This window comes from Bradyrhizobium sp. CCGUVB14, assembly GCF_024199935.1.
GTDB lineage: Bacteria > Pseudomonadota > Alphaproteobacteria > Rhizobiales > Xanthobacteraceae > Bradyrhizobium.
In genome coordinates this window covers 8,571,474-8,598,113 of record NZ_JANADS010000001.1, presented here as the reverse complement: position 1 = coordinate 8,598,113, position 26,640 = coordinate 8,571,474, and the positions used below count along the sequence as shown (strand labels likewise).

The following is a 26,640-nucleotide window of genomic DNA, read 5'->3' as shown; positions in this document are numbered from 1 at the left end:
GACGGTTGCGCGCCGCACCTTGATGAATCAACCTCGGTTGGTCCATAAGCGGCGTCCCGCGGCCGGATTTCGGTTTGCGTCGCGTGCTTGGATATAGAGGGATTCTCGCGTGGCAAATATCAACCAGAAAATTGCGCAGGAGCTTGGGGTACGGGCAGAGCAGGTCGAGGCGACGGTGGCGTTGCTCGACGGCGGCGCCACGGTTCCCTTCATCGCGCGCTACCGCAAGGAAGCGACCGGTGCGCTCGACGACGCGCAATTGCGCACCCTGGAGGAGCGCCTGGGCTATCTCCGCGAGCTGGAAGATCGCCGCAAGGCGATCCTCGAATCAGTCCGCGAGCAGGGCAAGCTCGACGCCGCACTCGAAGCCTCCATCCTCGCCGCCGACAGCAAGGCACGCCTCGAAGACATCTATCTGCCGTTCAAGCCGAAGCGCCGCACCAAGGCCGAGATCGCCAAGGAGGCCGGCCTCGAGCCGCTCGCCAACCAACTGATCGCGGAGTCCGGCAACGATCCCAAGGTCGTCGCCGAAGGCTTCATCAACGCCGAGAAGGGCGTTGCCGATGCGGTGGCCGCGCTCGACGGCGCCCGTGCCATCCTGGTCGAACGTTTCGACGAAGACGCCGATTTGATCGGCGTGTTGCGCGAGGAGATGTGGACCAACGCGCGCATGGCCTCGAAGGTGCGCGACGGCAAGAAGACCGAGGGCGAAAAATTCGCCGACTATTTTGAGTTCTCCGAGCCGCTGACCAAATTGCCCTCGCACCGCATCCTCGCGATGTTCCGCGGCGAGAAGGAAGAGATCCTCGATCTCCAGATCCAGGCCGAGGCCGAGGTGCCGCCGGCGGGTGTCCCGGGCGCCTATGAATTGAAGATCATGAAGCGGTTCGGCATCGCCGACCTCAAGCGCGCCGGCGATCGCTGGCTGATCGACACCGTGCGCTGGGCCTGGCGCACCAAGATCCAGGTGCATCTCAATATCGATCTGCGCATGCGGCTGTGGAATGCGGCCGAGACCGAGGCCGTCCGCGTGTTCGCCTCGAACCTGCGCGATCTGCTGCTGGCGGCGCCCGCCGGCACCCGCGCCACCATGGGTCTCGATCCCGGCTACCGCACCGGCGTCAAGGTCGCCGTCACCGATGCGACCGGCAAGGTGGTCGATACCGCCGTGATCTATCCGCACGAGCCGCAGCGGCAGTGGAACGAGTCGCTGGCGATCCTCGGCAAGCTCGCAATCAAGCACCGCGTCGAACTGATTGCGATCGGCAACGGCACCGCCTCGCGCGAAACCGACAAGCTCGCGGGCGATCTCGTCAAGGGCCTCGCCGAGCTGAAGATGTCCAAGATCGTGGTGTCGGAAGCCGGCGCGTCGGTGTACTCGGCCTCGGCTTTCGCCTCGGAGGAATTGCCCGATCTCGACGTCACCCTGCGCGGTGCGGTTTCGATTGCCCGTCGTCTGCAGGATCCGCTCGCCGAGCTCGTCAAGATCGAGCCCAAGGCGATCGGCGTCGGCCAGTATCAGCACGATCTCGGCCAGGCCAAGCTCGCCAAATCGCTCGATGCCGTGGTCGAAGACTGCGTGAACGCGGTCGGCGTCGACGTCAACACGGCGTCCGCGCCGCTGCTCGCGCGCGTGTCGGGCGTTGGCTCCGGCCTGGCGCAGAGCATCGTCGCGCATCGCGATGCCAACGGTCCGTTCAAGTCGCGCAAGGCGCTGAAGGAAGTACCACGGCTCGGGCCGAAGGCGTTCGAGCAGTGCGCCGGCTTCCTGCGCATCCTCGGCGGCGAAGACCCGCTCGATGCCTCCGGCGTGCATCCGGAAGCCTATCCGGTGGTGCGCCGGATTCTCGCCGCGACCAAGAGCGACATCAAGGCGCTGATTGGCTCCAGCGAGGTCGTCCGTACGCTGAAGCCGAAGGATTTCGTCGACGAGACCTTCGGTCTGCCGACCGTCACCGACATTCTGCGCGAATTGGAAAAGCCCGGTCGCGACCCGCGTCCGGCGTTCAAGGCCGCGGTGTTCAAGGAGGGCGTCGAGGAGATCAAGCATCTCCAGAAGGGCATGATCCTCGAGGGTACCGTGACCAACGTCGCCGCCTTCGGCGCGTTCGTCGACATCGGCGTGCACCAGGACGGCCTCGTCCACATCTCGGCGATGTCGAAAACCTTCATCAAGGATCCGCGCGAGGTGGTGAAGCCCGGCGACATCGTCAAGGTGAAGGTGCTGGACTTCGAGGTCGCCCGCAAGCGCATCTCGCTGACGCTGCGCCTCGACGACGAGGTCGGCGCCAAGAAGGACGCCCCCGGCATGCAGCGCGACAACACGCGCAACACCAACCGCATGACGTCATCGGCCCCGCGCCAGCAGGAATCTTCCGGCGGTGGCGCGCTCGCCGAAGCGATGCGTCGTGCGGCCGAGAAGAACAACGGCAAGCGGGCGTAGCCTCCCTAACACCCGCGTCAGAATCTGGCGCATTTGTAAGTTGAAGGAGAGGGCTCTTTCTTCTCATCTGATCCTCCCCGCGCGGCGCGTGTTGCCGCGCTGCATGGAGGATTTCCGATGAACAACAGACGTCTCACTCGCCTCGTCGCGGCGACCGTCGTCGCGGCGCTGGCACTTGCATCGCCCGTTCTCGCCCGGGGTGGTGGTGGCGGCGGCGGTCACGGCGGCGGCTTTGGCGGTGGTGGCCATTTCGGTGGTGGAGGGATGCACGTCGGCGGTATGGGCGGCGGCATGCACTTCGGCGGCATGGGCGGTGCTCATTTCAGCGGCGCCCGCTTCGCTGGCTCGCCGATGGCGGCCCACGCTGCCTTTGGGCCGCGCTTTGCCGGTGCCCCATTGGCGACCCGCGCGGCCTTTGGGCCGCGTTTCGCCGGCGCCGGCTGGCACGGCAGGCCGTTCATCGGCCGCCACGCCTTCTTCTTCCGGCATCATCGCTTCCACCGGTTCGCCTTCATCGGTGCGCCCTTCTACTACGCCAATTATTACGACGACGGCTGCTGGCGCAGGAGCTTGACGCCCTATGGGTGGCAATGGGTCAATGTGTGCGGGGAAAATTGGTACTAGCATCGCCGTACCGCACCATTGTCGCGATCGCCACCAGGCAGTTCCGCTCAGCCCCGGAACGGGATAGTCTGGTGGCGATCGTCGCTCGGAGTTTGTCATGACCGGAGGCCACCGTCGCATCCTGGTCGTCGAGGACGATCCGGAAACTGCAGGCCAGCTCGTCGAGGAGCTGACGATGTCCGGCTATGACGTCGACCTCGCCGCTACGGGGCGCGAAGCCCTCAGCCACGGCGTTGCGCGCGACTATGCCGTGATCACGATCGACCGCATGCTGCCCGACATCGATGGCATCGCCGTGATGCGGCAGATGCGCGATGACGGCGTTGCCTCGCCCTTCCTGATCATCTCCGCGCTCGGCGAGGTCGATGACCGTGTGCGCGGCTTGCGTGCCGGCGGCGACGATTACCTCGTCAAGCCGTTTTCCTTCGTCGAGTTGCTCGCCCGCCTCGAGGCGCTCGGCCGCCGCAGCGAGACCATCGCCAAGGAAACGATTCTGCGCGTCGGCGATCTCGCGGTGGATCTGATCGCACGCAATGCCAGCCGCCGCGGCCGCAAGATTCCGCTGCTGCCGCGCGAGTTTCAATTGCTCGAATATCTCGTGCGCAACGAAGGCCGCGTCGTCTCCCGCGCGATGCTGCTCCAGCATGTCTGGGACCTGCATTTCGATCCCTCCACCAACATCATCGACGTCTATGTCGGACGCGTCCGTCGCAAGGTCGACGATGCCCAGGCCTATCCTTTGATCCACACCATTCGCGGCATTGGATATTGCCTCCGTGCTCCTGGCTGACACGCTTCGTTCCTCGACCTTCCGCCTGGCGCTGATCGCGATCGCGATCTTCGGCCTGATCGTCGCGGCCATCATGGCCTATGTCTATTTCGGCACGCTCGCCTTTGTGCGGAGCCGGGTCGGCGATGTCGGCGACCACTCAGGCTTCGTCGCGATGCTCGAGCTGGCGATGGTCGCAGTTGCGGTGCTGCTGGTCGTGCTGGCCGGTCTCGCCGCCGTGCTGGTGACGCGACGCACGGTCGGGCGGATCGAGGAGATCAATGCCACCAGCCGCGCCATCATGCTGTCCGGCCTCGACCGGCGCATTCCCCTGCGCGGCAGCCATGACGAGTGGGACCGCGTCGCCGAAAACCTCAATCAGATGCTCGATCGCATCGAGACGCTGATGGGCGAAGTCAAGCAGGTCAGCGACAATGTCGCCCATGATCTGCGCACGCCGCTGACGCGCATGCGCGGCCGGCTGGAAAAGGCCTATCACCACGAGCGCAACAGTGAGGCCGATGCCGCCCTGATCGGCGATACCATCGCCGACCTCGATGCGGTGCTCGGCATGTTCGCCTCGATCACGCGGATCTCGGAGATCGAGACCCGCGCTCGCCGCAGCGCGTTTCGCGCGCTCAATCTTGCCGAGATCGCCGGCGAGGTCGTCGAACTCTATGACGCCGCCGCCGAACAGGTCGCGACGCGCATGAGCCTTGGCGGCGACCGCGACGTTGCCGTAACCGGCGATCGCGACCTCTTGTTCGATGCCATCGCCAATCTGGTCGACAACGCGATCAAGCACGGCCGCGCCGGCGGACAGGTGACCGTGACCTGCCGTTATGCCGGCACCAGCGCGACGATCGCCATCGCCGATGACGGTCCGGGCATTGCCGCCGATCAGCATGATCACGTCTTCAAACGCTTCTACCGGCTCGAACAGAGCCGCTATACGCCCGGCAACGGTCTGGGCCTGAGCCTGGTCGCGGCGGTATCGCGCCTCCACGGCGCCGAGATCGCGCTGCGTGACAACGCGCCGGGCCTGACCGTCGAACTCAAATTCCCGGTCGCGCTATAGCTCGATCACGCCGCGGCGCGCCGCATGCGCGACGGCGTCGGTGCGGCCGGTGGCATCGAGCTTGTCCAGCAGCGAGCCGACATGGAATTTCACGGTGTGCACGGAGATGCTGAGCTGCCGCGCGATCATCTTGTTGGAGGCGCCTTCCGCCATCAGCGCCAGCACATCTAGCTCACGCTGCGTTAGTGCGATGTCTTCCGGCATGACACGCGGATCGCGCGCGACGACGCTCGCCGTGGCGGTCTCGCCGGGCGCAGCAAGGCGAAGCCCCGCGACGCTGCCGAGCAGCGTCGCGAGGCGGTCGGCCAGCGTGGGATCGTCGATCTCCAGGGACAGCACGATCTCGGGTGCGTTGTCCTCGCTCACGCCTCTGGCCTTTCGCCGATCGTGACCTTGAAGCTCGCCGGCTCGCCGCCGCGACGGACCGCGACATCGACCACCTGGCCGACGCTCGCCGGGCCCAGCGTTCGCAACAGCGCGCGTACGCCGGAGAGCTTCTGCTCATTGACCGCGACGATCACGTCGCCCTGACGGATGCCGGCTGTGGCGGCGGGACCCGCCTTGTCGACATTCATCACCATCGCGCCGATGCCATCGTCGAGCCGGAGCGGCTGCAGTCCGAGCCCGAGATACCCGCGCGCGATGCGGCCGCGCGTTTCGAGTTGCGCCGCGACCCGCTCGATCGTCGCCGTCGGGATCACCAGCACGCGCCGCGGTCCGAGCACGGTCATGCCGAAGGCCTCGCCGGAGGCATCGACGGCAAGGCCGCCTTCCTGGCTCGAACGCAAGCGGACATCGAGCTCGATCCGCGTATCGATCTCGCCGCCGCGCAAGGAGCGCCAGCCCTTGCCGGATACCGATACCATCCCGAGCGCCGCGCTGGGCGCATCGCGATTGGTGGCGACCACGACCGACAGCGCGCCGAGGGCGGGGACCGTTGCGGCGAGCCTGACCGGCGCGAGGTTGGTGTCGGCGCGCAGCAGCGCGATATCGGTGGTGTGGTCGCGGCCCACGACGGTGGCCAGGGCCGTGCTGCTGTCGGCAAGCACGATCTGGACCTCGCCCTCGTCCGCCAGCGCCTCGTCGGCGGTCACGATCAGGCCGGGCTTCCAGACGAAGCCGGTCGAGCGGGAGCGATGCGAATGCACGGAGACGACGGACGGCGCGATGCGCGCCACGACATCCGCGAGCGCGGACGATAGCGAGGTGAGAGGAGTGAAGTCGGTCATGGAAGGCTCCTGTAAGCTGTCCACAATCTGGGATGTCACGGGCCATTGCGAAACTGGCCGGGTGGCCAGTCCGCCCTGGGCCACGGCCGACGAACATGTGATTGGGAGCCGCTCACGGGAACGTGTAGCAATCCCCGAATTGCGTGATATGGCCTCAAGGATGTCAGCGAGCCCCGACCGATGACCATCGACCTCACCCGCCGCACCCTGCTTCAACTCGCCGGTGCCAGCTCGCTCGCGATGGCGGCCGCGGCCGCCGCGCGCGCCGAGGGCAATCCGCAAGGCGGCGGGCCGACCTATGCCAGCCGTACGCCGATGCGGGTCGGCATGGTGACGCTGCGGGTGAAGAATCTCGACAAGGTCGCCGACTACTACCGCGACGTCATCGGGCTCACCGTGATGGAGCGCTCCAGCGCCGCCGCGAAGCTCGGCACCGCCGGTATCACGCTGCTGGTGCTGGAAGCTCGTCCCGACGCCGCGATCGAGCCGCGCAACACCGCCGGCCTCTACCACACCGCCTTCCTGATGCCGACACGAAAAGACCTGGCGCGCTGGCTGGTGCACGCGGCCTCGCACCGCGTGAAGCTTTCGGGCTTTGCCGATCACCTCGTCAGCGAGTCCGTCTATCTCGACGACCCCGAAGGTAACGGCATCGAGGTCTATGCCGATCGGGATCCCTCGCAATGGCAGTGGAGCGAGGGCAGCGTGCAGATGGCGACCGATGAGCTCAACATTCCCGATTTGCTGTCGCTGACCAACACGCGCGTCAGCGACTATGCGAAGGCGCCGGACGGGATGCGGGTCGGCCATATGCATTTGCGTGTCGGCGATCTCGCGCAGGCGCAGAACTTTTACCACGGAACGATTGGCCTCGACCCGACCCGCAGTCGCAACGGCGCCGCGTTCCTGTCGTCGGGGCGCTATCACCACCATCTCGGCATGAACGTCTGGCAGAGCCAGGGCGCAGGCCAGCGCGACGATGCCATGACCGGGCTCGCCTGGTTTTCGCTGGTGACGGAGAAGCAGGAGCTGCTCGCCGCGCAGGAAGAACGCCTGCGCAAGGGCGGCGCCCGGGTGGCGCAGCTGCCGGACGGCGTCGAGGCGGTCGATCCCTGGGGCACGCGGGTGCGCCTGCTCAAGGTGTGAGCGGCCGCGCTGACCAGCTTGGTCAACGCCGAAGCATCGGTCGCGCGGCCGGGCCGAGGACGTTGTCCCAGCGGTAGGAATAGCCGACGCCGATGATGTAGTCCGGCGAATTCCGGTTGAGGCCGAAGGCCAGGTGGAAATCGATTTGCTCGGTCCGGTTCAGGAGATAGCCGCCACCGACATTGAGCAGCGCCGTGCTCGCGCCGCGCGATGGCGTGTCGCTGACATATTCGGCGAACAGCGCCAGCTTCTCGCTAACCTTGCGCTCGATCACGAAGGTTGCTTCGCTGGTCTGGTGGTTGCCCGGATCCGATGGCCGGAAGAAGCTCGTGAACATGCCGCTGATGCCCCAGCCGCCGCCGAGTTCGTAAGACCAGGGGAATTGCAGATAGGGTTGAAGGCCTGCGCCGGTGATCGCGGGCGTGCCGGTCGGCAGGCCGACGCCGAACACCACCGAGAGGTTCGCAGGCTCTGGCAGTCCGCTGACCTGCCACTTCACGCCAGGGGTGACGTTGGTGAAACCGGTATCGACCGTGCCGGTCAAACGCCCGACATAGCTCGGCACGTCGACCAGCACTTCGAGGCACGGCGCGATGCCGAAGCGAAGACGGCTGTTGCTGCCGTCAAAGCCCTTGCCGGCGCTCTGGCTGGACGTGTTGAGGCCGTTCTCGATCTGGATGCTGCCATCAGGCACGACCAGGCTGGAATTGGTTACGTCGGGACGATCGGTCGCGATCTCCGATTGCGGCGCGGGGCATTCACCGGCCCGAGCCATGCCGGGACATAGCGCCGCGGCGAGGAGGCCGACGCAACACAACGACGCCCGCCAACGCTGCAGGACAATTCCCCAAACCACAAATACGCTCTTCGAAAGCAGGTCGCTTGCTGGCAATAGGACCCCATGGTAGCACGCGTTGGATCGCGCGCCTGCCAGACAAGACTCGCTTCCCCGGATTTTATTCCCGACATGACCGATTTTCGCGGCGTCTTTCCCTATCTCGTCTCGCCCGTCGGCACTGACGGCGCGGTGCGAACGGACGTGCTCGCAAAGCTCTGCGACGATTTGATCGGTGCCGGCGTGCACGGGCTGACGCCGCTGGGCTCGACCGGTGAGTTCGCCTATCTCAACGCCGCACAGCGCATGGCGGTGGTGCAGACCACGATCGAGGCTGCGAAGGGCCGCGTGCCTGTGGTGGCCGGCGTTGCGTCGACCTCGACGGCCGATGCGGTGGCGCAGGCGCAGGCCTACCAGAAGCTCGGCGCCAACGGCATCCTGGCGATCCTCGAGGCCTACTTTCCGCTCGCAGATGCCCAGGTCGAATCCTATTTCCGCAGCATCGCTGATGCCGTGGACATTCCCGTCGTGATCTACACCAATCCGCAATTCCAGCGCTCGGATCTGACCCTCGATGTCATCGCGCGCCTCGCCGAGCATCCGCGCATTGGTTACATCAAGGACGCCTCGACCAACACCGGGCGCTTGCTGTCGATCATGAACCGCTGCGGCGATCGCCTGCGCGTGTTCTCGGCCTCCGCCCACATCCCGGCTGCGGTGATGCTGATCGGCGGCCTCGGCTGGATGGCGGGCCCGGCCTGCATCATCCCGCGCCAGAGCGTGGCACTCTACGATCTCTGCCAGGCCGGCCGCTGGGACGAGGCCATGGCGCTCCAGCGCAGGCTGTGGCGCATCAACGAGGCCTTCGCCCGCTTCAATCTCGCGGCCTGCATCAAGGCCGGTCTCGCGATCCAGGGCTATGACGTCGGCGACCCCGTCCCGCCGCAGGCAGCTCTCACCGCGGAAGCGCGCAAGATCGTGGAAGCGGCGCTCAAAGAGCTGGCTTAACCTCGTCTCGCTATGCCGAAATCGCGGGATTTCCGCCTAAAACCGCAGCTGGTCTCGCCTGCCTCGATCCGCTAAAAGGCGGCCGCACTTTGAGGCTTAGAGGACCCAGCGGAATGAACATTCTTCCCGGCAATTTGCGTTTCGGAGCGGGCCAGCCCGTCAAGCGTTTGGAAGACCAGCGGCTGCTCACCGGGAAGGGTCAATTCATCGACGACAAGCCGGAGGACGGCGCGTTGTGGTTGCACGTGCTGCGCTCGCCGCATGCGCACGCGAAGATCCTCTCGATCGACACCAGCGCCGCGGTATCGATGCCCGGCGTCACCGCCATCTACACCGGCGCCGATCTGATCAAGGACGACGTCGGCACCATTCCGACCCTGAGCATCTTCAAGCGCCCCGACGGCAAGCCGATGACCGTGCCGCCGCGACGGCTGCTCGCCCATGAGGTCGTGCGCTACACCGGCGAGGCGGTGGCGGCGGTGGTGGCTTCGTCGCGTGCGGAAGCCCAGAGCGCGGCTGAAGCGATCGTGGTCGAATACGACGTGCAGCCCGCCGTGGTCGACCCCGTCGAGGCAGTCAAACCCGGCGCGCCGGTGGTGTGGCCTGAGGCGCCCGACAACATCGTCGGTGCGATGAGCTATGGCGATGCCGCCAAGGTGGATGAGGCCTTCGCCAAGGCCGCGCACACCGTCGAGCTCGATCTCGTCAGCCAGCGCCTGGTGCCGTCGGCGATGGAGCCGCGCTCGACCATTGCCGAGATCGACAAGAAGACCGGCCGTCTCCTCCTGCATGTTCAATCGCAGACCCCGGCCTCGACCCGCGACGTGCTGGCCGAAGCCGTGCTGAAGCGTCCCAAGGACAGCGTGCGCGTGCTGGTCGGCGACATCGGCGGCGGTTTCGGCCAGAAGACTAACCTCTATCCGGAAGACGGCATCGTCGCCTATGTCGCGACCAAGCTGAACAGGAAGATCCGCTGGCGCGGTGACCGTACCGACGAATTCGTCGGTGGCACCCATGGCCGCGATCTCACCTCGACGGCGTCCTTCGCGCTGGACGAGAAGGGCAAGGTGCTGGCCTATCGCGTCACCTCGATCGGCTGCACCGGCGCCTATTCCTCGGGCGCGGCCAACATCATTCCGCTGGTGCTCGGTCCGTTCGTGCAGACCGGTGTCTACGACCTGCCGCTGGTTCATTTCGAGGTCAAGTCGGTGATGACCCACACCGCACCGGTCGGTGCCTATCGCGGCGCGGGCCGCCCTGAGGCTGTCTTCATCGTCGAGCGACTGTTCGACGCCGCCGCGCGAAAAATCGGCATCGATCCGCGCGCGATCCGTAAAGCCAACTACATCAAGCCGGCGCAGCTGCCCTACACCAACGCCGCCGGCCAGGTTTACGACTCCGGCGCCTTCGCCCACATGCTCGACCGCGCCGTGAAGCTGGCCGACTGGGACGGCTTTGCCGCGCGCAAGAAGGCCGCGAAGAAGAAGGGCCTGCTCTATGGCCGCGGGCTCACCTCCTACATCGAATGGACCGGCGGTCGCGCCCACACTGAAAAGGTCAGCCTGCACGCGACCTCGCAGGGCCGCGTCGTGCTGCATTCCGGCACCATGGCGATGGGGCAGGGGCTGCAGACCACCTACACCCAGATGATCTCCGATACGCTCGGCATTCCCATGGACAAGATCGACGTCGTCCAGGGCGACACTGATCTGGCGATGGGCTTTGGCAGCGTCGGCTCGCGCTCGCTGTTCGTCGGCGGCACGGCGGTCGCCGTCTCCTCCAACGACCTGATCCAGAAGGCGCGTGAGAAGGCGGCGAATGTGCTCGAGACCTCGGTCGAGGACATCGAGTATCAGGGCGGCATGCTCACCGTGGTCGGCACCGACCGCCGCATCAGCCTGTTCGACATTGCCGAGAAGGAAACCGGCGCCAAGCTCAGCGTCGATTCCGAAGGCGAGGTCGACGGTCCGAGCTGGCCGAACGGCACGCATATTTGCGAGGTCGAGATCGATCCGGAGACCGGTGTTTCCAAGGTCGTGCGCTACACCACCGTCGACGACGTCGGCGTTGCCGTGAACCCGATGCTGGTGACGGGGCAGATCCATGGCGGCGTCGCGCAGGGCATCGGTCAGGCGCTGTACGAGGGCGTGTCATACGATGCCGACGGCCAGCTCCTGACCGCGAGCTACCAGGATTACTGCATCCCGCGCGCCGATGACGTCCCGCCGATCGTGGTGACGCTGGATGATTCCGCGCCCTGCCGCACCAACCCGCTCGGCGCCAAGGGCTGCGGCGAATCCGGCGCCATCGGCGGCCCGCCCTGCGTCACCAACGGCGTGATCGATGCGCTGGCCGAACTCGGCATCAGCCAGCTGAACACGCCCCTGACGCCGCAGAAAATCTGGAAGGCGATCAAGGACGCGAAGGCTGTCTAACTATAGTCTCTGCTGTCACGGCAACCACAACCGTCGTCCCGGGGCGCGCGCAGCGCGAGCCCGGGACCCATAACCACAGGGCGGAGTTTGACGCGAAGCCGGTCACTCCGAGTCCCCGTAACCACATCTCCCTGTGGTTATGGGTCCCGGATCTGCGCTTCGCTTGTCCGGGACGACGGCGGAGTGTGGAGCGCCAGTCTCGCTAGATCCCCAGCATCATCTTCGCAATGATATCGCGCTGGATCTCCGACGTGCCGCCGAAGATCGTGTAGGCGCGGCCGTTGAGATATTCGGGCACCACCGTCAGCATGTCCTCCGGCAGCGCCGGCTCGTGGTTGAGCTTGTAGAGCGGGCGCATCGGTTCGACGGCGAGCGCATCGTGGCCGATCACGTCGACGCCGAGCTTCGTCACGGCTTGCCGGATTTCGCTGTTGCGCAGCTTCAGAATCGACGACACCGCGCCGGGATTCTGGCCGGTCTGGAGCGCCGAGAGTACGCGCAGTTCGGTCATCTCCAGCGCGTCGATGTCGACCTCGACCTCGGAGATGCGGGACGCGATCTCAGGGCTGTCGATCGCGCGTCCCGTGAGATCGGACTCCGCCAGCTCGGTGATGGCGCGCAGCCCTTCCCGCAGCTTGGCGGATGCGATGCCCGAGCCGCGCTCGAACTCGAGCAGGTACTTGCCGTAGGTCCAGCCCTTGCCTTCGTCGCCGACGCGGTTGGCCACGGGCACGCGCACGTCGTCGAAGAATACCTGGTTGACCTCGTGGTCGCCGCCGATGGTGAGGATGGGGCGCGTCGTAATCCCCGGGGTCTTCATGTCGATCAGAATGAAACTGATGCCGTCCTGCTGCCGCGGGCCGTCGCTGGTGCGCACGAGTGCGAACATGCGGTTGGCGTGGTGTGCATGCGTGGTCCAGATCTTGGTGCCGTTGATGATGTAATCGTCGCCGTCGCGCACTGCGCGCGTCTTCAGCGAGGAGAGATCGGAGCCGGAGCCCGGCTCGGAATAGCCCTGGCACCAATAGTCCTCACCGGAGAGAATGCGCGGCAGGTAAAAATTCTTCTGCTCGGGCGAGCCGAAGCCGATGATGACGGGCCCGACCATCTTCACGCCCATCACGTTGACATTGGGCACGCCGGCGCGCGCGCATTCGCTCTCGAAGATCCAGCGCTGCGCCGGCGTCCAGTTCGGGCCGCCATGATCCACGGGCCAGCCCGGCGCGCCCCAGCCCTGCTTGTGCAGCGCGCGCTGCCAGGCCATGCCGATATCAGGATCGGAGAACACCGACGGCGTCAGCGCGGTGGCGCGTTTCATCTCCTCGGTGAGATTTTTGGCGATGAAACCGCGCACCTCGCTCTGGAAGGCGCGCTCCTCGGCATTGAACGACAGGTCCATGATGCGCTCCCGGTGTCAGGCAGGTTGAGTGGTGCGGCCGAGCTGGGCATGGCGGCCGTAATGATGCGCGCTGCCGCCGAACAGCGTGTCGAAGGCGACAAGCCGCTTGAAATAGGCGCCGACCTCGAGCTCCTCGGTGACACCCATGCCGCCGTGGAGCTGGATCGATTGCTCGCCGACGAAGCGGGCGCATTTGCCGATCTTCGCCTTCGCAGCCGAAGCGGCGCGGGCCCGCTCGACCGGCGCGCTATCGGCCTTCAGCGCGGCGCGCAGGGCCATGGAGCGGGCTTCGTCGACCTGGATGGCCATGTCGGCGAGGCGATGGCGGATCACCTGGTTGGCGGACAACGGCCGGCCGAATTGCTTCCTGATCTTGGTGTAGTCGAGCGTGGTATCGAGCAGCGTCTGCATGATGCCGACGGCTTCCGCGCCGAGCGCAGCCATGGTGCGGTCGACGGCCCACTCGATCGCCGGCAGCGCGTCCTTGCCGTCGCCGAGCAGGGCATCTGCTGGCAGCTGCACATCGGAGAGCTCGATGTTGCAAGCGCGCCCGCCGCCGAGGCGCGGATAGTCGGAGATCGAAAGCCCCGGCGCCGTCGCCGGCACCAGAAACAGGCCGATCCGCCCCGATGGTCCGTGATGATCGTGCAGATGCGCGGAGACGATGATCTCGTCGGCGGCATGGCCGTCGAGCACGGCGATCTTGCTGCCGGCAAGACGCCAGCCCTGCGCCGTCTTGGTCGCTGATGTCGCGACCTTTGCCAGGTCGAACCGCGCGGCGCGCTCGGAATGCGCAAACGCGAGCTTCAATGAGCCGTCTGCGATCTTGGGCAGGCTCGCCTGCTTCTGCGCCGTGCTGCCGCATCGCTCGATCAGTGCAGCGCCGAGCACGACCGTTGCGACATAGGGCTCGGACACCAGCCCACGGCCGAACGCCTCCATCAAGATGCCGATCTCGACCGGCCCGCCGCCGAGCCCGTCAAACTCTTCAGGGATCGGCAGCGCCAGCCAGCCGAGCTCGGCGAACTGCTTCCACACCGCGGGGCTGAAGCCGAGTGGATCGTTGGCCGTCTTGCGGCGGTGGTCGGCATCGTAGCTCTCGGCCACGAAGCGTTCCGCACTCTCGCGCAGCAGCCGTTGCTCGTCGGTGAGATTGAGATCCATGTCCTTACTCCGCGGCCGCCGGCTTGCGCACGGAGGGGTGCAGTCCGGACGGGTCGACCACCATGCCGAACTCCTGAAGATTGTGGGCGTGACAGAGTTGATGCAGCGCAAAGGCCTGGTCGATCGCGGCGGGCTGGCCCATCACGTCGACGGAGCGGTTCACGGCCTCCTTAGTCAGCTTCAGTGCAAAGGACGGTTTTGACGCGATCCGCCGCGCCAGCTCCATCACGCGCGATGAAAGCTCCGCGCGTGGTACGACCTGGTTCACCATGCCGAGCTGATGCGCCTCCTCGGCGCTCCAGCTGTCGGCCGTGAACAGAAATTCCTTGGCCTTGCGCGGGCCGAGCTCCCAAGGGTGTACGAACCATTCGACGCCGCAGACGCCCATGGTGACGACGGGGTCGCAGAACTGCGCGTCGTCGCTGGCGATGATGAGGTCGCAGGCCCAGGCCAGCATCAAACCACCGGCGATGCACTTGCCATGCACCTCGGCGATGGTCGGCTTCGCCAGGTTGCGCCAGCGCCGTGTGATCTGGAGATATATCTCCTGCTCGCGCGCGAAACGGCCATGGGCGTTGGTCTCGGCAAAGCCGCCCCAATTCCCGATCGGCGGAAAATCCGCGCCGGCGGCATTCTTAGCCCCGGGACGCAGATCGTGGCCGGAGGAGAAGTGCGGCCCGTTGCCGGCGAGGATGATCACCTTGACCGCGTCGTCCTGGACCGCCGCGTCGAAGGCGGCGTTGAGGTCGTAGGTCATTTGCAGGTTCTGCGCATTGCGCGCTTCGGGCCGGTTCATGACGACCCTGGCGATCGCCGGCTCCGGCCGCTCCACGAGGATGGTCTCGAACGAGGACATGGCGCGCTCCCCTGGATTTTTCGTCTTGTTTGCTTGGAGTTGACTATGTCGCCCGGTGATAGGCAAGAGGCTTGCGTCAGCCGGCTGCTTTCGGCGCCGTCCGTCGGGACATCTGGCGTCCTGCGCGCTCAATCTGGTAGTTTGCCCTCGATTCCACCGGGAGAAATTTCCATGCGCAAGATCCTGACCGTGCTGGCGGCACTGGCCTCGCTCAGCCTGACGAATTGCGGCTACAACGCGATCCAGAGCCAGGATGAGCAGATCAAGGCCAACTGGTCCGAGGTGGTGAACCAGTATCAACGCCGCGCCGATCTCGTGCCCAATCTGGTTAATTCGGTGAAGGGCTTTGCGCAGCAGGAAAAGGACGTGCTGCTCGGCGTCACCAATGCCCGCGCCAAGGTCGGCAGCATCCAGGCGACGCCGGAGGTGTTGAACGACCCTGCGGCGCTCCAGAAGTTTCAGGCCGCGCAGGGCGAGCTCTCCAGCGCATTGTCCCGGCTGCTCGTGGTCACGGAAAACTATCCGCAACTCAAGTCGGATGCCCTGTTCAAGGACCTGATGTCGCAGCTCGAGGGAACCGAGAACCGCATCACGGTCGCGCGCAACCGCTACATCAAGGCGGTGCAGGACTACAACGTCACCGTCCGATCGTTCCCGAACAACCTCACGGCGATGATGTTCGGCTACAAGGAGAAGCCGAATTTCTCGGTCGAGAACGAGAAGGAAATCTCGACCGCACCGAAGGTCGATTTCAACACCGCGCCCGCACCGTCGAAGTAAGCGCGTCCGGCTCCGATGCGCGCGCCACTCACCACTGTCATTCCCCGCGAAAGCGGGGAATCCAGTACGCCGCGGCTTCTCCGCAACCTTCTGGCGTCTCTGGAATACTGGATCGCCCGGTCAAGCCGGGCGATGACACTGCGGGTGTGGTGTGCAACGATCGTTGCAACGTTCTTCCTCGCCTTCGCGTTTGCAGCCGCGGCCGACGTCGCGGTGCCACAGCTCACCGGCCGCGTGGTCGACCGCACCGGTACGCTGTCGAGCAGCGATGTCGCCGCGCTGTCGCAGAAGCTCGCTGATTTCGAAAAGCGGAAGGGCAGCCAGATCGCCGTGCTGATCGTGCCGACGACGGACCCGGAGACGATCGAGCAGTTCTCCATCCGCGTCGCCGAGGCCTGGAAGATCGGCCGCAACAAGGTCGACGACGGCGCGATCCTCGTCGTCGCCAAGAACGATCGGCATCTGCGCATCGAGGTCGGTTACGGCCTCGAAGGCGCGCTCACCGACGTGACCTCGCGGCGGATCATCGACGAGGTCATCACGCCGAAATTCAGGGAAGGCGATTTCGCCGGCGGCATCTCGGCCGGCGCCGAGCGGATGATGCGCGTGGTCGACGGCGAGCCGTTGCCGGCGCCCTCACGCAGCGTGAATTTTGCCAATCTCGACGATATCGGGCCGCTTGTCCCCGTCGCGCTGTTCGGCTCGCTCGTTGTTGGCGGCTTCCTGCGCGCGCTATTGGGGCGGCTGCTGGGCTCGGTCGCGACCGGCAGCGTGATCGGCCTCCTGGCGCTGCTCATCATCGGATCCGGTGCGTTAGCGCTGCTCGCGGGGATCATCGGCTTCGTGCTGTCCTTCATCGCCGATCTCTTCCCGGCATCGACGGGGTCGTCGCGCGGCGGGGCGTGGTCGGGCGGCTCCTCGTCGGGAGGCTGGAGCAGCGGATCGTCGTCGAGCGACAGCGGCAGTTTTAGCGGGGGCGGCGGCAGCTTTGGTGGCGGCGGCGCCTCGGGGAGCTGGTAGTCATGGGCATTGGGCGCATCACCCGGCATCTCTTCCAGCACCATTGGCGTGCGAGGCAGGCGTTTCCGCAAGACGTGCTCGACCGCATCGAGCAGGCGATCAAGAGCAGCGAAACCACGCATTCCGGCCAGGTCCGCTTCGTCGTCGAAGGCGCGCTCGACGGCCGTCCGCTGTTCCGCAACCAGCATGCCCGCGAGCGAGCGCTCGACCTGTTCTCGCATCTGCGGATCTGGGACACGGCACACAACAACGGCGTGCTGATCTACCTGCTGCTCGCCGACCGCGATGTCGAGATCATCGCCGACCGCGGCATCGACGCGAAGGTCGGCGCCGCCGGCTGGGAGACGATCTGCCGCGCGATGGAAGCGGAGTTCGGAGCCGGCCAGTTCGAGCGTGGCGTGATCGACGGCATCGCGGCAGTGTCGCGGGAGCTGGCGAAACATTTCCCGCCGGCGGGCCCGCACCCGAACGAGCTGCCGGATGAGCCGGTGGTGATGTGACCCTTTGTCGTCCTGGCGAGAGCCAGGACCACAGGTGTGGCTCAATCATCCAGCTTGTTCAGATCCCGCACCGACTGCATGATCGGCTCGAAGTTCGAGCGCGCATCCAGCGCATCGAACAATTGCGCGGTGTCCTCCAGCAGGCCGTGCGACCGCGCAATGGCGATGCGCACGTCCTCCTGCGGCGTGTCCGACAGCCTCCCATGCCCTGACAGCAGGATCCTGGTGTTCAGCCCCTTGATGCGCTCCAGCGACTGGATGTAGTCGGCGATGCTGCCGGAGCCGAACACGCCGCCCATCACACCGCCGGGCATCAAGGTGTCGGCGGCGAACAACAGGCCCTTGTCCTGCTCGAACAGCGTGATGCAGGCCGAGGTATGGCCCGGCGTGTACATCACGTTGAGGCGGAAATTGCCGAGGTCGATCAGATTGCCTTCCTCGAGCCAGATGTCGATATTAATCGGCACGTTCGGCTCGTTGAACATCTTGCGCAGCATGGAAAAGTCGTCGCGCAGCATGATCTTGTTGGCGGCAAGCCGATGGGCGGCAACATAGGTGCGGCGCTCGTTGAAGTGCCAGGCCGCGCCGATATGGTCGAGATGCTCGTGGCTCAGCACCACCATGTCGATCTTCTCGGGCGGGCAGTCGACGAAGTTCAGGCATTCGACCATCGCCGGATAGTTCGAGGAGAGGCCTACATCGATCAAAATGGTGCGCGCCGAGCCGCGCACTAGATAGGCGTTGGCCGCGCGGTTGGAAAATCGGATCTGGTAGACGTCATCGGCCGCCTGGATCAGCGAGCAGGTGTCGTTCTTCATCAGGATCGGGAATGCGGTCGGCTTCCGCTCGCTCATGATTGCGCTGCCCGGTAGGTGACGGCGTTGGAGGCGCGCAGTCGTTTCGACAGCGCATCCATCACCATCAGCGCGAACGCCGGTTGCTGGCTGACGAGATAGACGAAGCGCGCGTGGTTGATCCGCATCACCTTCGTGTTCGGCGCCGACGCGATCGCGGTGGCCGAACGCGCCGAGCCGTCGATCACGGCCATCTCGCCGAAGAACTCGCCCTTGCCGAGCTTGATGATGCTGGTCTTGCGCGCGCCGTCGACCTTGGCGATCTCGACCTCGCCGTCGAGCACGACGAACAGCTCTCGGCCGGTCGAGCCCTCCTCGAAGATGACGTCATCGACAGCAAACGCGTTGATGCATTTCTCGATCGTCATGACACCCCCAAACGCCTTCTGGCTGACGGGACGGGCTCATGTTAGCCGCGGAACAATGACGGGCAAACAACCCCTTCGGCTAAGGCGCGCGGCCTACCGCAAGGCAGCATCGGCTGACAATTTGTTGCACGGCGCCACGCCGGTTCCACTTTCCCGACCCAATTCGGCCTCGGACGAGTTCCTAAAATTTCGGTAAGCGGGTCCGGAGGTAAGGAATTCGCAAGCAATGAAAGTTACCAAAAAGTCAACCCAGACTGGAGTATTTGAGCCGTGAGCGAAGCAATGCCCGAATTGGCCGGCCAGGAAGCCGCCGACGCCGCCGCAACCGCGCAGGCCGTCGAGGCTGCCGCCGGCATCGAGGCCCCCTCGATCGCCCCCGACCATGAGGCGCCGCCGAAAGCGGACGCTCCGCAGGTCGAGCCGCCGAAGATCGAGCCGCCGAAGGTCGAGCCGCCGCGGATCGAGGTGCCCAGGATCAGTGCCGCACCGCAGGCCGAGACCAAGCCCGAGCCGAAGCCCGGCAAGCTCATTGTCATGGCGCCCTCGGAGCGATCCTGGGATCGTGAAGAGTTTGCCCCGCATGTGAAGGCCGACGAGGTGCGTGACACCGGCAGCAAGCGCCGCTTCTCGGCCATGGCCGCCGTCGTGGCGATCGCAGCCTGCGTCGGCGCCGTCAGCGGCGCGCTCGCGACCGCCGGCATGATGCATTTTGCCAGCCCCGCGCCGGCGCAGATTGCCGATACCAGCGCGCTGGATGCGTCCGTCTCCCGGATCGATGCCGACATCGTCGCGCTCAAGGCCAATGTCGAGCACAATTCGAAGACCGGCGTCAGCCAGCTCAATCGGGCCAACGACCGTCTCGACAAGCTCGAGAAGGCGCAGGCCGAACCGATCGCCAAGCTCGCAAAACTGTCCGAGACCGTCGACAAGCTCCGCGCGACGCCGCCGGTAGCCCCGGCGCAGCAGGCCGCAGCCGCGGCGCCCGCGAAGGAGACCACCGGCTCGATCGCACCGGCCCCGACCCAGGTCGCGACGGCCGCTGCTGCCCCGGCTCCCGCGCCGGCCGCGCCCAAGACCGAGGTTGGCCGCCTGCCGACGGTTGACGGCTGGAGGCTCCGCGACGTCGCCAATGGCGGCGCGCTGATCGAGGGCCGGGATGGCCTGTACGAGGTCTATGCCGGCGATCCCATTCCGGGCATCGGCCGCGTCGATGCGATCCGGCGCCAGGACGGCCGCTGGGTGGTCGTCACCAGCAAGGGTCTGATCGTCTCGCGCTAAGCGACCGATATCTGAACTTTCAAAGAGGCGCTTCACCACGATGTGAAGCGCCTTTTTGCTTGAATAGGCGTGCTCACGCGGTGTTAGTGAAGGCATGAGCCGCGCCTTGCGAATTCTCGTTGCTGTCCAAATTCTTCTGGCTACCACGCTGTTGTTCGGCGCAGGCATGCCGTCGATAGCTGCGGAGATCGGACAGCTCGCACGCGGCACCGCGATCACCGATCCCGATCTGCTCCGCAAGCTCGACCAGAGCGATGCGCTGTCGATTTCCCGCCTGCTGCAGCCTGAGGGACGCGCGGATGTTCCGCTGACCAGCGATCTGCTGTTCGCCTCGCTGCCGCAGCTGAAGGCGATTCCGCCGGCGATCGATGCGGAGTTCGATCGCTACATCGCGCAGCACAAGCAGGCTTGGCCGAGCGAGACCATCGGAATCGGCGAAGGTTTCGACGTCCAGCTGTTCGATCGGGCCAATATGAAGTCCGCCAACACGCGCTTCGTGCTGGCCGGCATCGTCAACCGCATGGACCGCGCCTATGTCTCGGAGGAATCCTGCGGCGAGATCCGGCTGATCTATCGTCTGGCACGGTTCGAGACAAAACCGGATGGCAGCAACACCGCGACGCGCCTGCCGATGACGTTCAATCTCGTGATGAAGGCGCGCGACGCAGGCCAGACGGATCCGGGCGGCAAGCCCGTTACCTGCGCGGAGGTCGCGCGGCGCTGGCTGGACAATGGCGATTGGCAAGGGCTGATCGGCAGCCACACTGTCCCCTATGATGCAATGATCGATCGCATCGAGACCAACATCCAGGTCTCGATCGCGCCGAAATCGGCGCTGCACGATTTCCGCTCCGACTATCTGCTCAAGGTGTTCAAATACGACGCGGCCACCAGGACCTTCCAGGAATCGACGCTGGAAAACCAGATCGACCGCGATCGTATCCTTGCCGATGATGCGCTCCGGCGCGACTTCAAGGCCTGGCTCCTTGCGCCAATGAATCTTCGCGAGTTCGATCGCGGCACCGTGCTGATCCCGGAGAAATTTCTCGCCAAGGCTGCCGTGGCGCCGACACCGGCGGGTCTCGACGCCTCGACGATGCAGCCGGAATTCGGCTTGATGCAAGGGGAAGAGAAAGGCGAGGGCAAAGGAGGAGACAAGAGCGATCCCGTCTTCACCGACAATGACGTCGTCGACGCACTGAAGCAGGCCGCGGCACGCGGCATCACCATGGAGAACATCCGCTCGGTCGCGGGCTTCCAGCGCCGCCTCAACGATGTCACCTGCTCGGGCTGCCACCAGACCCGCGGCATCGGCGGCTTCCATTTCCCGGGCGTGGACTGGCTTTCGGATAACGCGTCGAATTCCACCATCGTGCCGGCCTCGCCGCATTTTGTCGGCGACCAGCCCCGCCGCCGCGACATCCTGACTGCCTTTGCCGCCGGCAAACGCCCTGATTTCTCACGCGGATTTGCCAGCCGGCCGCAGACCCGCGGGGCCCAGGAGCTCGCCGGCACGGAATATCAGGACGGCTGGGGCGCCCATTGTTCCTTGCAAAATGCGGGATCGGGAACGCCCGATAAGAGTTTTACGTCATGGACCTGTGCTAAAGGTCTCACCTGTCAGGCCGCGGCAGCCTCGAGCCGCATTGGCATGTGCTTCATCAAGACGCGTTAGGGCGTGATCCGGAAAAGTGTGTAGCGGTTTTCCGAGAAGATCACGCACAAGATAAAGCCCTCAACCGATTTGGATGACCCATGACGGATACCAGCGACGCCGACAAGGAGCGCAATCGCGAGATCGCGCGCAATGAGGAAGCCAAACAGGTCACCGGCAGCATCCGCGTCAGCACCTGGGCCGTCGCGGTGGTCGTCATCATCGGCGGGATTTTGTTCACGCTCGGCTGGCTGGCGCTGAAATAGCTCCAGCCCTCACTTCGCGTAGTTCGTCATCCGCTTGCCCGGAAGCAGCTCATACGCCGGTTTCCAGCCCGGCAGCGCAGCCATGCGGCCGAGCCAGGCATAGATGGCGGGATGGCTCGTCGCGAAATCGAAACCGTGCTCGTCGCTCGGATAGTGCAGATAGGCCATCATCGAGATATCGGCAACGGTCGGCCTGCTGCCGATCGCGAAGGCATTGTGCTGGAGATGTCCGTCCAGAATGCCGAGGAAGTCGTCGAGCCGCCGGCGGAAGTGCTTCAGCACCTGCGGATCGTTCTTCTCGGTGAAGGCCCGCATGAAGCGGTAGGTCGCCATGTAGCCGGTGAGCTTGTGGTTGTCCCAGAACAGCCAGCGCAGCAACTCGAACTTTTCCGCTTCCGTCTCGGCGCCGAAGCGGCCGTATTGTTCCGCAAGCTTGAGCAGGAGAGGCGCGGTCTGCGTCATCTTCACGCCGTCGACCTCAAGCACGGGAATCTCGCCCATCTCGTTGACGGCCTTGCGCCACTCCGCCGTGCGCGTGACGCCGCCGCCGAAATCAGTCCAGACCGGCTCGAAGTTTTCGCCGCAAAGCGTCAGCATCAGCGCCAGCTTGTAGCTGTTGCCGGATTCCGGGAAGTAGTGCAGGCGGTAGCTGGGCATGGGACCTCACGGGACGGCTAGTTGTAGAGACAAGTTATCACCTCAGCGTCGTCCCGGCGAAGGCCGGGACCCATACCGCGTGATCTATCGATCGTGGTCAGTGGGAGTACCGAACGACTAGTGTTCGCCAAACTGCTCCCTGGGGTTATGGGTCCCGGCCTGCGCCGGGACGACAGCGGAGTATGTGGCGCGCTTCGCCCCTTACCCCACAGCCCCCTTCGACCGCAGCTGCTTGATCGCGGCCTCGTCGTATCCCGCATGACGCAAAATTTCGTCACTGTGCTCGCCGACGCCGGGCGGCTTGCGCGGTTGCACCTTCTTGGTGCCGTCGATCCAGATCGGGCTACTGATGGTGAGCATGGTGTCGTTCTCGAACGGCACCAGCACCTCATTGTCGAGCATCTGCTTGTCGTTCGGGATGTCGTCGAGAATGCCGACGATGCCGAACACCAACCCGTTGCCGTCGAGGATTTTTCGCCATTCGGCGAGATCCCTGGTGGCAAAGGTCTCGTCAAAAATCTTGATCAGCTCGACCGAGCGGGCGTGGCGGTCGGGCTTGGTAGCGAAGCGCGGATCGGTGATCAGGTCCTCGCGGCCGAGGCACTTGGCCAGCGTCGGAAATTGCTTTTCCTCGCTCAGCAGCGACAGGATCAGCCAGCGGCCGTCTTTGCACTGATAGTGGTTGGCGACCGCGTTCAGCGCGCGCTCGCGCGGCCGTCGCTCGGCGAATTTGGCGCCGCTCAGCTTTGCCTGTGCCAGCACGCTCGCCGCCCAGATGCCGTTCGCCATCAGATTGGAGGCGACATGCGAACCCTTGCCGGTCTTCTCGCGTTGATAAAGCGCGGTGACGATGGCGCTGTACAGCGCCATCGCGCAGGGATGGTCGCCCATGCCGGCGACCGAACGGGCCGGTGTCGTGTCGATGTCGGCGCGGACGAGGTCCATCAGGCCGGAGCGCGCCCAATAGGCGTTGCTGTCGAAGCCGGGCTTGTTGGCTTCCTCGCCCTTCTCGCCATAGCCGGTGAAGGAGGCGTAGATCAGCCGGTCGTTCAGATGGGCGAGGTGGTCATAGGTGATGCCGAGCTTGGTCCGCACCGGCGGCGGCATGTTGGTGATGAAGACGTCGGCCTCCTCGACCAGTCTGTAGAGCACGGCCTGCGCCTCGGGCTTGGAAAGGTCGAGCGCGATGCTCTTCTTGTTGCGGGCCTCCAGAAGCCAGGCGTAATTGTGCTCACTGCTCGGATAGCCGGGAATGTTGGGCAGATTGCGGTAGGGGTCGCCGGCACCGGGCGGCTCGATCTTGATGACGTCGGCGCCGAAATCGGACAGCACGGTCGCAGCAGCGGGCGCCGCGATGAAGCTCGCGCAGTCCAGAACCTTGAGACCTGCAAAAATGCCCTTTTCCATCGCGGCGTTGCTCCCTCGCTCTTGTTGTTTCCCGCTGGCTGGAATTCTTTAATCCCCGTCAGCACAGTCATTTGACCGATGTTCTGGCCGGATGCAACGCCGTCCGGCCACCGCTTTCTCGGGGGCGTCATGCCAGACGGTTATGGCAATCCGCTCGCTCCGGTTGTACAGGTTCCTTCATTGCGCGAGCGTCTCGGGCAACTCGCCAGGCTTGGGTGATCCGATGATGTCGATTTCTTTCGTCCGTCTGGCGGCGCTGGTCGTGTTGATCGGCTGGTTCTGCGGGGGCGGTTCGGTCTGGGCGGGCGATCTCGAAGATTGTAGCGGCCCGCCGTCCGAGAAGGTCGAGCCGGCGTGCTCCGCCATCATTGGCGATCAATCGCGCGCCGCGGATGATCGGTTGCGCGCCTATGTGAACAGATCGCGCCTGTTCATGGGACGCTCGAACCTCGATGCGGCGCTGGCCGACGCGGATGCTGCGGTCCAGCTCAACCCGAAATCGGTGCCCGCCCTGCTGTCGCGCGGCTATGCCCGGCAGCGGAAAGGCAATGCCGACGGCGCGCTGGCCGATGCCAACCAGGCCATCGAGCTCGACCCCAAGAACCCGAATGCGTTTGCATTGCGGGGAGGATTGAAAATCGACCAGAAGCAGTGGACCGACGCGGCTGCGGATTTCAGCCAGGCCATCACTCTGCGGCAAGACTACGCGCCAGCCTATGTCGGGCGCGCGCGGGCCTCTATCGAGACGTCGCAACTTGACCAGGCCATGAGCGATCTCAACACCGCGATCTCGATGAATGCGAGCCTGCCCAGCGCCTTCTTCTGGCGCGGCCAGGTCTATCGCCGCAAGGGTGACATCGACCACGCCATCGAGGATTTTTCACGCGCGATCGCGCAGACGCCGCAGCCCGATCGGGGCTCCTATTTCGCGCGGGGACAGCTGTTCAGCTCCAAGGGCGATTACGCGCGTGCGATCGCAGACTTCGACAAGGTGCTGTCGGTGGCCCCGAACGATCCTGCGGCGCTTCAGCAGAAGCAGTCTGCGATCGCCATGCAGGCCGAGCTTGCGAAGGTGCATGGCGGGCAGCCCGCTGTCGTAGCGCCCAAGGAGGCCGCTGCCGCCCCGCCGCCCGTCGCGCCGCAACCGACCGCTCCAATGGCGATCATCCCGAAGGGAACCTTCCCGGCGCTGCCGCCGTCTTTGACCGAGGCAGCGCAATTGATCACGCAGAAAAAATATGCCGAGGCCCTGCCGCGTCTCAACACGGTGCTCGCGGCCGATCCGAACAACCAGGCCGCGCTCAAGTTCCGGGTCGCTGCGAACTTGTCGCTCTCTCATTTCGCGGAGGCGCGGACCGACATCGATGCGCTGCTCAGGATGAAGCCGAACGATGGACCGTTGCTGGTGTCCCATGCTGTCGCTTCGATCGGAATGAAGCAGTTCGACCAGGCGACAGCCGACGCCAATCAGGCGCTCAGCGTCAACCCGAACGATGCGGCTGCCTATATCTGCCGCGGCATGGCATACCGCCTGACCGGAAAGTTTCAGGACGCTCTTGCCGATTTCGACCGCTCGATCTCGCTCAACGACAAGGACTACATGGCCTACGCCGAGCGCGGTCAGGCCTATATGGGCCTCAACCAGATGGACAAGGCGGTCGTCGATTTCGACCATTCGCTGGTCCTCAACCCCGTCAACGACACCGCGCGGGCCGCGCGAGGCCTCGTACTGCTGCTGAAGGGGAATAGCGCGGAGGGCCTGGTCGACGTCAAGAACGCGCTCGACCGCAATCCCAACAACCAGGTTGCCGAGCTCGGCCAGGGCCTGGCAATGCTGCTCTCCGGGCAATTCGACCGTGCGATCGTGGCGCTCGACCAGATTGTCGGCAAGCAGCCGGCGCTGGATGCATTCGTGCGGACGCTGCGTGCGCGCGCCTATCTCGGCAAGAAGGATGCCGCCGGTGCCATGACCGACCTCAATCTGGTGCTGGGGACGCGCCCCGACGATGCAGACGCGCTCAGCCTGCGCGGCATCGCCTTCACGTCGATGAAGCAATACGACAAGGCTTTGGACGATCTCGGCAAGGCGATTGCGCAGAAACCGACGATCGAACGCTATTTCGCGCGCGCGGGCGTCTATGAGGCCAAGGGTGATGTGGACAAGGCGACCGGCGATTATCGCAGCGCCACCCAGATGAATCCGGCCAACGTGTTCGATATCGCGGCGCAGGCCCAGTCCAAGCTGAAGATCCAGCAACTCTCGAAGCGCATCCCTTGCGGCAGCTCCGGGCGCGGCAGCAAAGACGATACCTGCCTCTAGCCGGAAAACGCGACAGGGCGAGATGGTATGGCTTCGTCAGGCCGCGACGGACACGCGGTTGGTGAACAGGCCGATGTTGGAGTCTCCCCAGGCTTTCAACGCCCTCAGCACAGGCGTCATGCTTCTTCCCAATTCTGAAAGACTGTATTCCACCTTCGGCGGCACCTGCGGATAGACCGTTCGTACAATCAATCCGTCCATTTCGAGTTCGCGGAGTTGATTTGTAAGAGTCCTGTGCGTGACGGCAGGAATTCGCCGCTTGATTTCGTTGAAGCGAACCGTCCCTTCCAGAAGGTGGAAGAGGATGACGCATTTCCATTTTCCATCGATGAGGCTGATGGCGGCTTCGACCGTGCAGCCCGGGGCGCAATCGAAGCGCGAGTGCCGAGGTTTGGCCATGACGGTATCCCTTTCGATACTAGTGGCAATTCTTGTGCGTATCGCAAGTTCTGAGGCTACCGGCTAACTCTGGTCCGGACAAGTCGGTGACTGCCGCTTGCGAGCGGAAGCCGCAGTCCTCGAAATATCCAAGCCTTCATCAACAACAAAG

The 26,640-nt window shown here is 65.0% G+C and carries 25 protein-coding genes; 14 read left to right on the top strand and 11 right to left on the bottom strand.

The window, feature by feature from the left end:
- Positions 1–109: 109 nt before the first annotated feature.
- The 4 genes from NLM32_RS40160 to NLM32_RS40145 all read left to right on the top strand — a co-directional run bounded on the left by NLM32_RS40160 (position 110) and on the right by NLM32_RS40145 (position 4,914).
- Positions 110–2,443, top strand: a complete 2,334-nt coding sequence (locus NLM32_RS40160; protein ID WP_254134178.1) for a Tex family protein — start codon at positions 110–112, stop codon at positions 2,441–2,443.
- 117 nt (positions 2,444–2,560) lie between these two features.
- Positions 2,561–3,067: a hypothetical protein gene (locus NLM32_RS40155; RefSeq protein WP_254134177.1), complete on the top strand. Its 507-nt coding sequence runs from the start codon at positions 2,561–2,563 to the stop codon at positions 3,065–3,067.
- Positions 3,068–3,164: 97 nt separating this feature from the next.
- Positions 3,165–3,857, top strand: a complete 693-nt coding sequence (locus NLM32_RS40150) for a response regulator transcription factor (RefSeq protein WP_254134176.1) — start codon at positions 3,165–3,167, stop codon at positions 3,855–3,857.
- Entirely contained in the window at positions 3,844–4,914 is a 1,071-nt protein-coding gene (locus tag NLM32_RS40145) for a HAMP domain-containing sensor histidine kinase (RefSeq protein WP_254134175.1), read from the top strand. Before NLM32_RS40150 ends, NLM32_RS40145 begins: the two co-directional genes overlap by 14 nt.
- On the opposite strand, the gene NLM32_RS40140 is transcribed toward NLM32_RS40145, so the two are convergent.
- Positions 4,909–5,280, bottom strand: a complete 372-nt coding sequence (locus NLM32_RS40140; RefSeq protein WP_254134174.1) for a response regulator transcription factor — start codon at positions 5,278–5,280, stop codon at positions 4,909–4,911. The two genes, NLM32_RS40145 and NLM32_RS40140, sit on opposite strands and share 6 nt — an antisense overlap.
- Complete coding sequence (locus NLM32_RS40135; RefSeq protein ID WP_254134173.1) at positions 5,277–6,143, bottom strand: S1C family serine protease; 867 nt, start codon at positions 6,141–6,143, stop codon at positions 5,277–5,279. Before NLM32_RS40135 ends, NLM32_RS40140 begins: the two co-directional genes overlap by 4 nt.
- Positions 6,144–6,323: 180 nt before the next feature.
- On the opposite strand from NLM32_RS40135, the gene NLM32_RS40130 reads away from it, so the two are divergent.
- Positions 6,324–7,289, top strand: coding sequence for a VOC family protein (locus NLM32_RS40130; protein WP_254134172.1), 966 nt, complete (start codon positions 6,324–6,326; stop codon positions 7,287–7,289).
- Between the two features lie 22 nt (positions 7,290–7,311).
- Here the strand turns inward: NLM32_RS40130 and NLM32_RS40125 are convergent, their stop codons facing one another.
- Positions 7,312–8,064, bottom strand: coding sequence for a transporter (locus NLM32_RS40125; protein ID WP_254134171.1), 753 nt, complete (start codon positions 8,062–8,064; stop codon positions 7,312–7,314).
- Between the two features lie 192 nt (positions 8,065–8,256).
- On the opposite strand from NLM32_RS40125, the gene NLM32_RS40120 reads away from it, so the two are divergent.
- Both NLM32_RS40120 and NLM32_RS40115 read left to right on the top strand, forming a co-directional pair.
- Complete coding sequence (locus NLM32_RS40120; RefSeq protein WP_254134170.1) at positions 8,257–9,132, top strand: dihydrodipicolinate synthase family protein; 876 nt, start codon at positions 8,257–8,259, stop codon at positions 9,130–9,132.
- 113 nt (positions 9,133–9,245) lie between these two features.
- Positions 9,246–11,567 carry a xanthine dehydrogenase family protein molybdopterin-binding subunit gene (locus tag NLM32_RS40115; protein ID WP_254134169.1) on the top strand — a complete coding sequence of 774 codons (2,322 nt, stop codon included), beginning with the start codon at positions 9,246–9,248 and terminating at the stop codon, positions 11,565–11,567.
- A gap of 202 nt (positions 11,568–11,769) precedes the next feature.
- On the opposite strand, the gene NLM32_RS40110 is transcribed toward NLM32_RS40115, so the two are convergent.
- From NLM32_RS40110 to NLM32_RS40100, 3 genes are read right to left on the bottom strand one after another with little or no spacing between them, the layout of a single operon-like run.
- The gene (locus NLM32_RS40110) at positions 11,770–12,966 is read right to left on the bottom strand and encodes an acyl-CoA dehydrogenase family protein (protein ID WP_254134168.1); all 1,197 of its coding nucleotides are present in this window, start codon (positions 12,964–12,966) and stop codon (positions 11,770–11,772) included.
- A 15-nt stretch (positions 12,967–12,981) separates the two neighbouring features.
- Positions 12,982–14,130: an acyl-CoA dehydrogenase family protein gene (locus NLM32_RS40105; RefSeq protein WP_254134167.1), complete on the bottom strand. Its 1,149-nt coding sequence runs from the start codon at positions 14,128–14,130 to the stop codon at positions 12,982–12,984.
- Between the two features lie 4 nt (positions 14,131–14,134).
- Positions 14,135–14,986: an enoyl-CoA hydratase gene (locus NLM32_RS40100; protein ID WP_254134166.1), complete on the bottom strand. Its 852-nt coding sequence runs from the start codon at positions 14,984–14,986 to the stop codon at positions 14,135–14,137.
- A 171-nt stretch (positions 14,987–15,157) separates the two neighbouring features.
- Between NLM32_RS40100 and NLM32_RS40095 the strand changes: the two genes are divergently transcribed.
- The 3 genes from NLM32_RS40095 (at position 15,158) to NLM32_RS40085 (ending at position 17,286) form a co-directional block, all read left to right on the top strand.
- The gene (locus NLM32_RS40095) at positions 15,158–15,766 is read left to right on the top strand and encodes a LemA family protein (protein ID WP_254134165.1); all 609 of its coding nucleotides are present in this window, start codon (positions 15,158–15,160) and stop codon (positions 15,764–15,766) included.
- 132 nt (positions 15,767–15,898) lie between these two features.
- Positions 15,899–16,786, top strand: coding sequence for a YgcG family protein (locus NLM32_RS40090; RefSeq protein WP_254134164.1), 888 nt, complete (start codon positions 15,899–15,901; stop codon positions 16,784–16,786).
- A 2-nt stretch (positions 16,787–16,788) separates the two neighbouring features.
- Positions 16,789–17,286 (top strand): TPM domain-containing protein, encoded by a 498-nt coding sequence (locus NLM32_RS40085; protein ID WP_254134163.1) that lies wholly within the window; start codon positions 16,789–16,791, stop codon positions 17,284–17,286.
- Between the two features lie 41 nt (positions 17,287–17,327).
- Here NLM32_RS40085 and NLM32_RS40080 read toward each other — a convergent pair whose 3' ends face one another.
- Both NLM32_RS40080 and NLM32_RS40075 read right to left on the bottom strand, forming a co-directional pair.
- Positions 17,328–18,140 (bottom strand): MBL fold metallo-hydrolase, encoded by an 813-nt coding sequence (locus NLM32_RS40080; protein WP_254134162.1) that lies wholly within the window; start codon positions 18,138–18,140, stop codon positions 17,328–17,330.
- Positions 18,137–18,508: a Crp/Fnr family transcriptional regulator gene (locus NLM32_RS40075; RefSeq protein ID WP_254134161.1), complete on the bottom strand. Its 372-nt coding sequence runs from the start codon at positions 18,506–18,508 to the stop codon at positions 18,137–18,139. The genes NLM32_RS40080 and NLM32_RS40075 overlap by 4 nt, the downstream gene beginning before the upstream one ends.
- Before the next feature lie 282 nt (positions 18,509–18,790).
- On the opposite strand from NLM32_RS40075, the gene NLM32_RS40070 reads away from it, so the two are divergent.
- The 3 genes from NLM32_RS40070 (at position 18,791) to NLM32_RS40060 (ending at position 21,706) form a co-directional block, all read left to right on the top strand.
- Entirely contained in the window at positions 18,791–19,786 is a 996-nt protein-coding gene (locus NLM32_RS40070) for a hypothetical protein (RefSeq protein WP_254135535.1), read from the top strand.
- A gap of 94 nt (positions 19,787–19,880) precedes the next feature.
- Positions 19,881–21,461 carry a hypothetical protein gene (locus NLM32_RS40065; RefSeq protein WP_254134160.1) on the top strand — a complete coding sequence of 527 codons (1,581 nt, stop codon included), beginning with the start codon at positions 19,881–19,883 and terminating at the stop codon, positions 21,459–21,461.
- 80 nt (positions 21,462–21,541) lie between these two features.
- Complete coding sequence (locus NLM32_RS40060; protein ID WP_200469919.1) at positions 21,542–21,706, top strand: hypothetical protein; 165 nt, start codon at positions 21,542–21,544, stop codon at positions 21,704–21,706.
- 9 nt (positions 21,707–21,715) lie between these two features.
- Here NLM32_RS40060 and NLM32_RS40055 read toward each other — a convergent pair whose 3' ends face one another.
- Both NLM32_RS40055 and NLM32_RS40050 read right to left on the bottom strand, forming a co-directional pair.
- Positions 21,716–22,363 carry a glutathione S-transferase family protein gene (locus tag NLM32_RS40055; protein ID WP_254134159.1) on the bottom strand — a complete coding sequence of 216 codons (648 nt, stop codon included), beginning with the start codon at positions 22,361–22,363 and terminating at the stop codon, positions 21,716–21,718.
- Positions 22,364–22,564: 201 nt separating this feature from the next.
- Positions 22,565–23,770, bottom strand: a complete 1,206-nt coding sequence (locus tag NLM32_RS40050; protein ID WP_254134158.1) for a CaiB/BaiF CoA-transferase family protein — start codon at positions 23,768–23,770, stop codon at positions 22,565–22,567.
- Positions 23,771–23,993: 223 nt separating this feature from the next.
- Here NLM32_RS40050 and NLM32_RS40045 point away from each other — a divergent pair, with 223 nt between their 5' ends.
- Entirely contained in the window at positions 23,994–26,090 is a 2,097-nt protein-coding gene (locus NLM32_RS40045) for a tetratricopeptide repeat protein (protein ID WP_254134157.1), read from the top strand.
- A 36-nt stretch (positions 26,091–26,126) separates the two neighbouring features.
- Here the strand turns inward: NLM32_RS40045 and NLM32_RS40040 are convergent, their stop codons facing one another.
- A complete protein-coding gene (locus tag NLM32_RS40040; RefSeq protein ID WP_254134156.1) occupies positions 26,127–26,489 on the bottom strand; it encodes a helix-turn-helix domain-containing protein in 363 nt (120 codons plus the stop codon).
- Between the last annotated feature and the right edge of the window lie 151 nt (positions 26,490–26,640).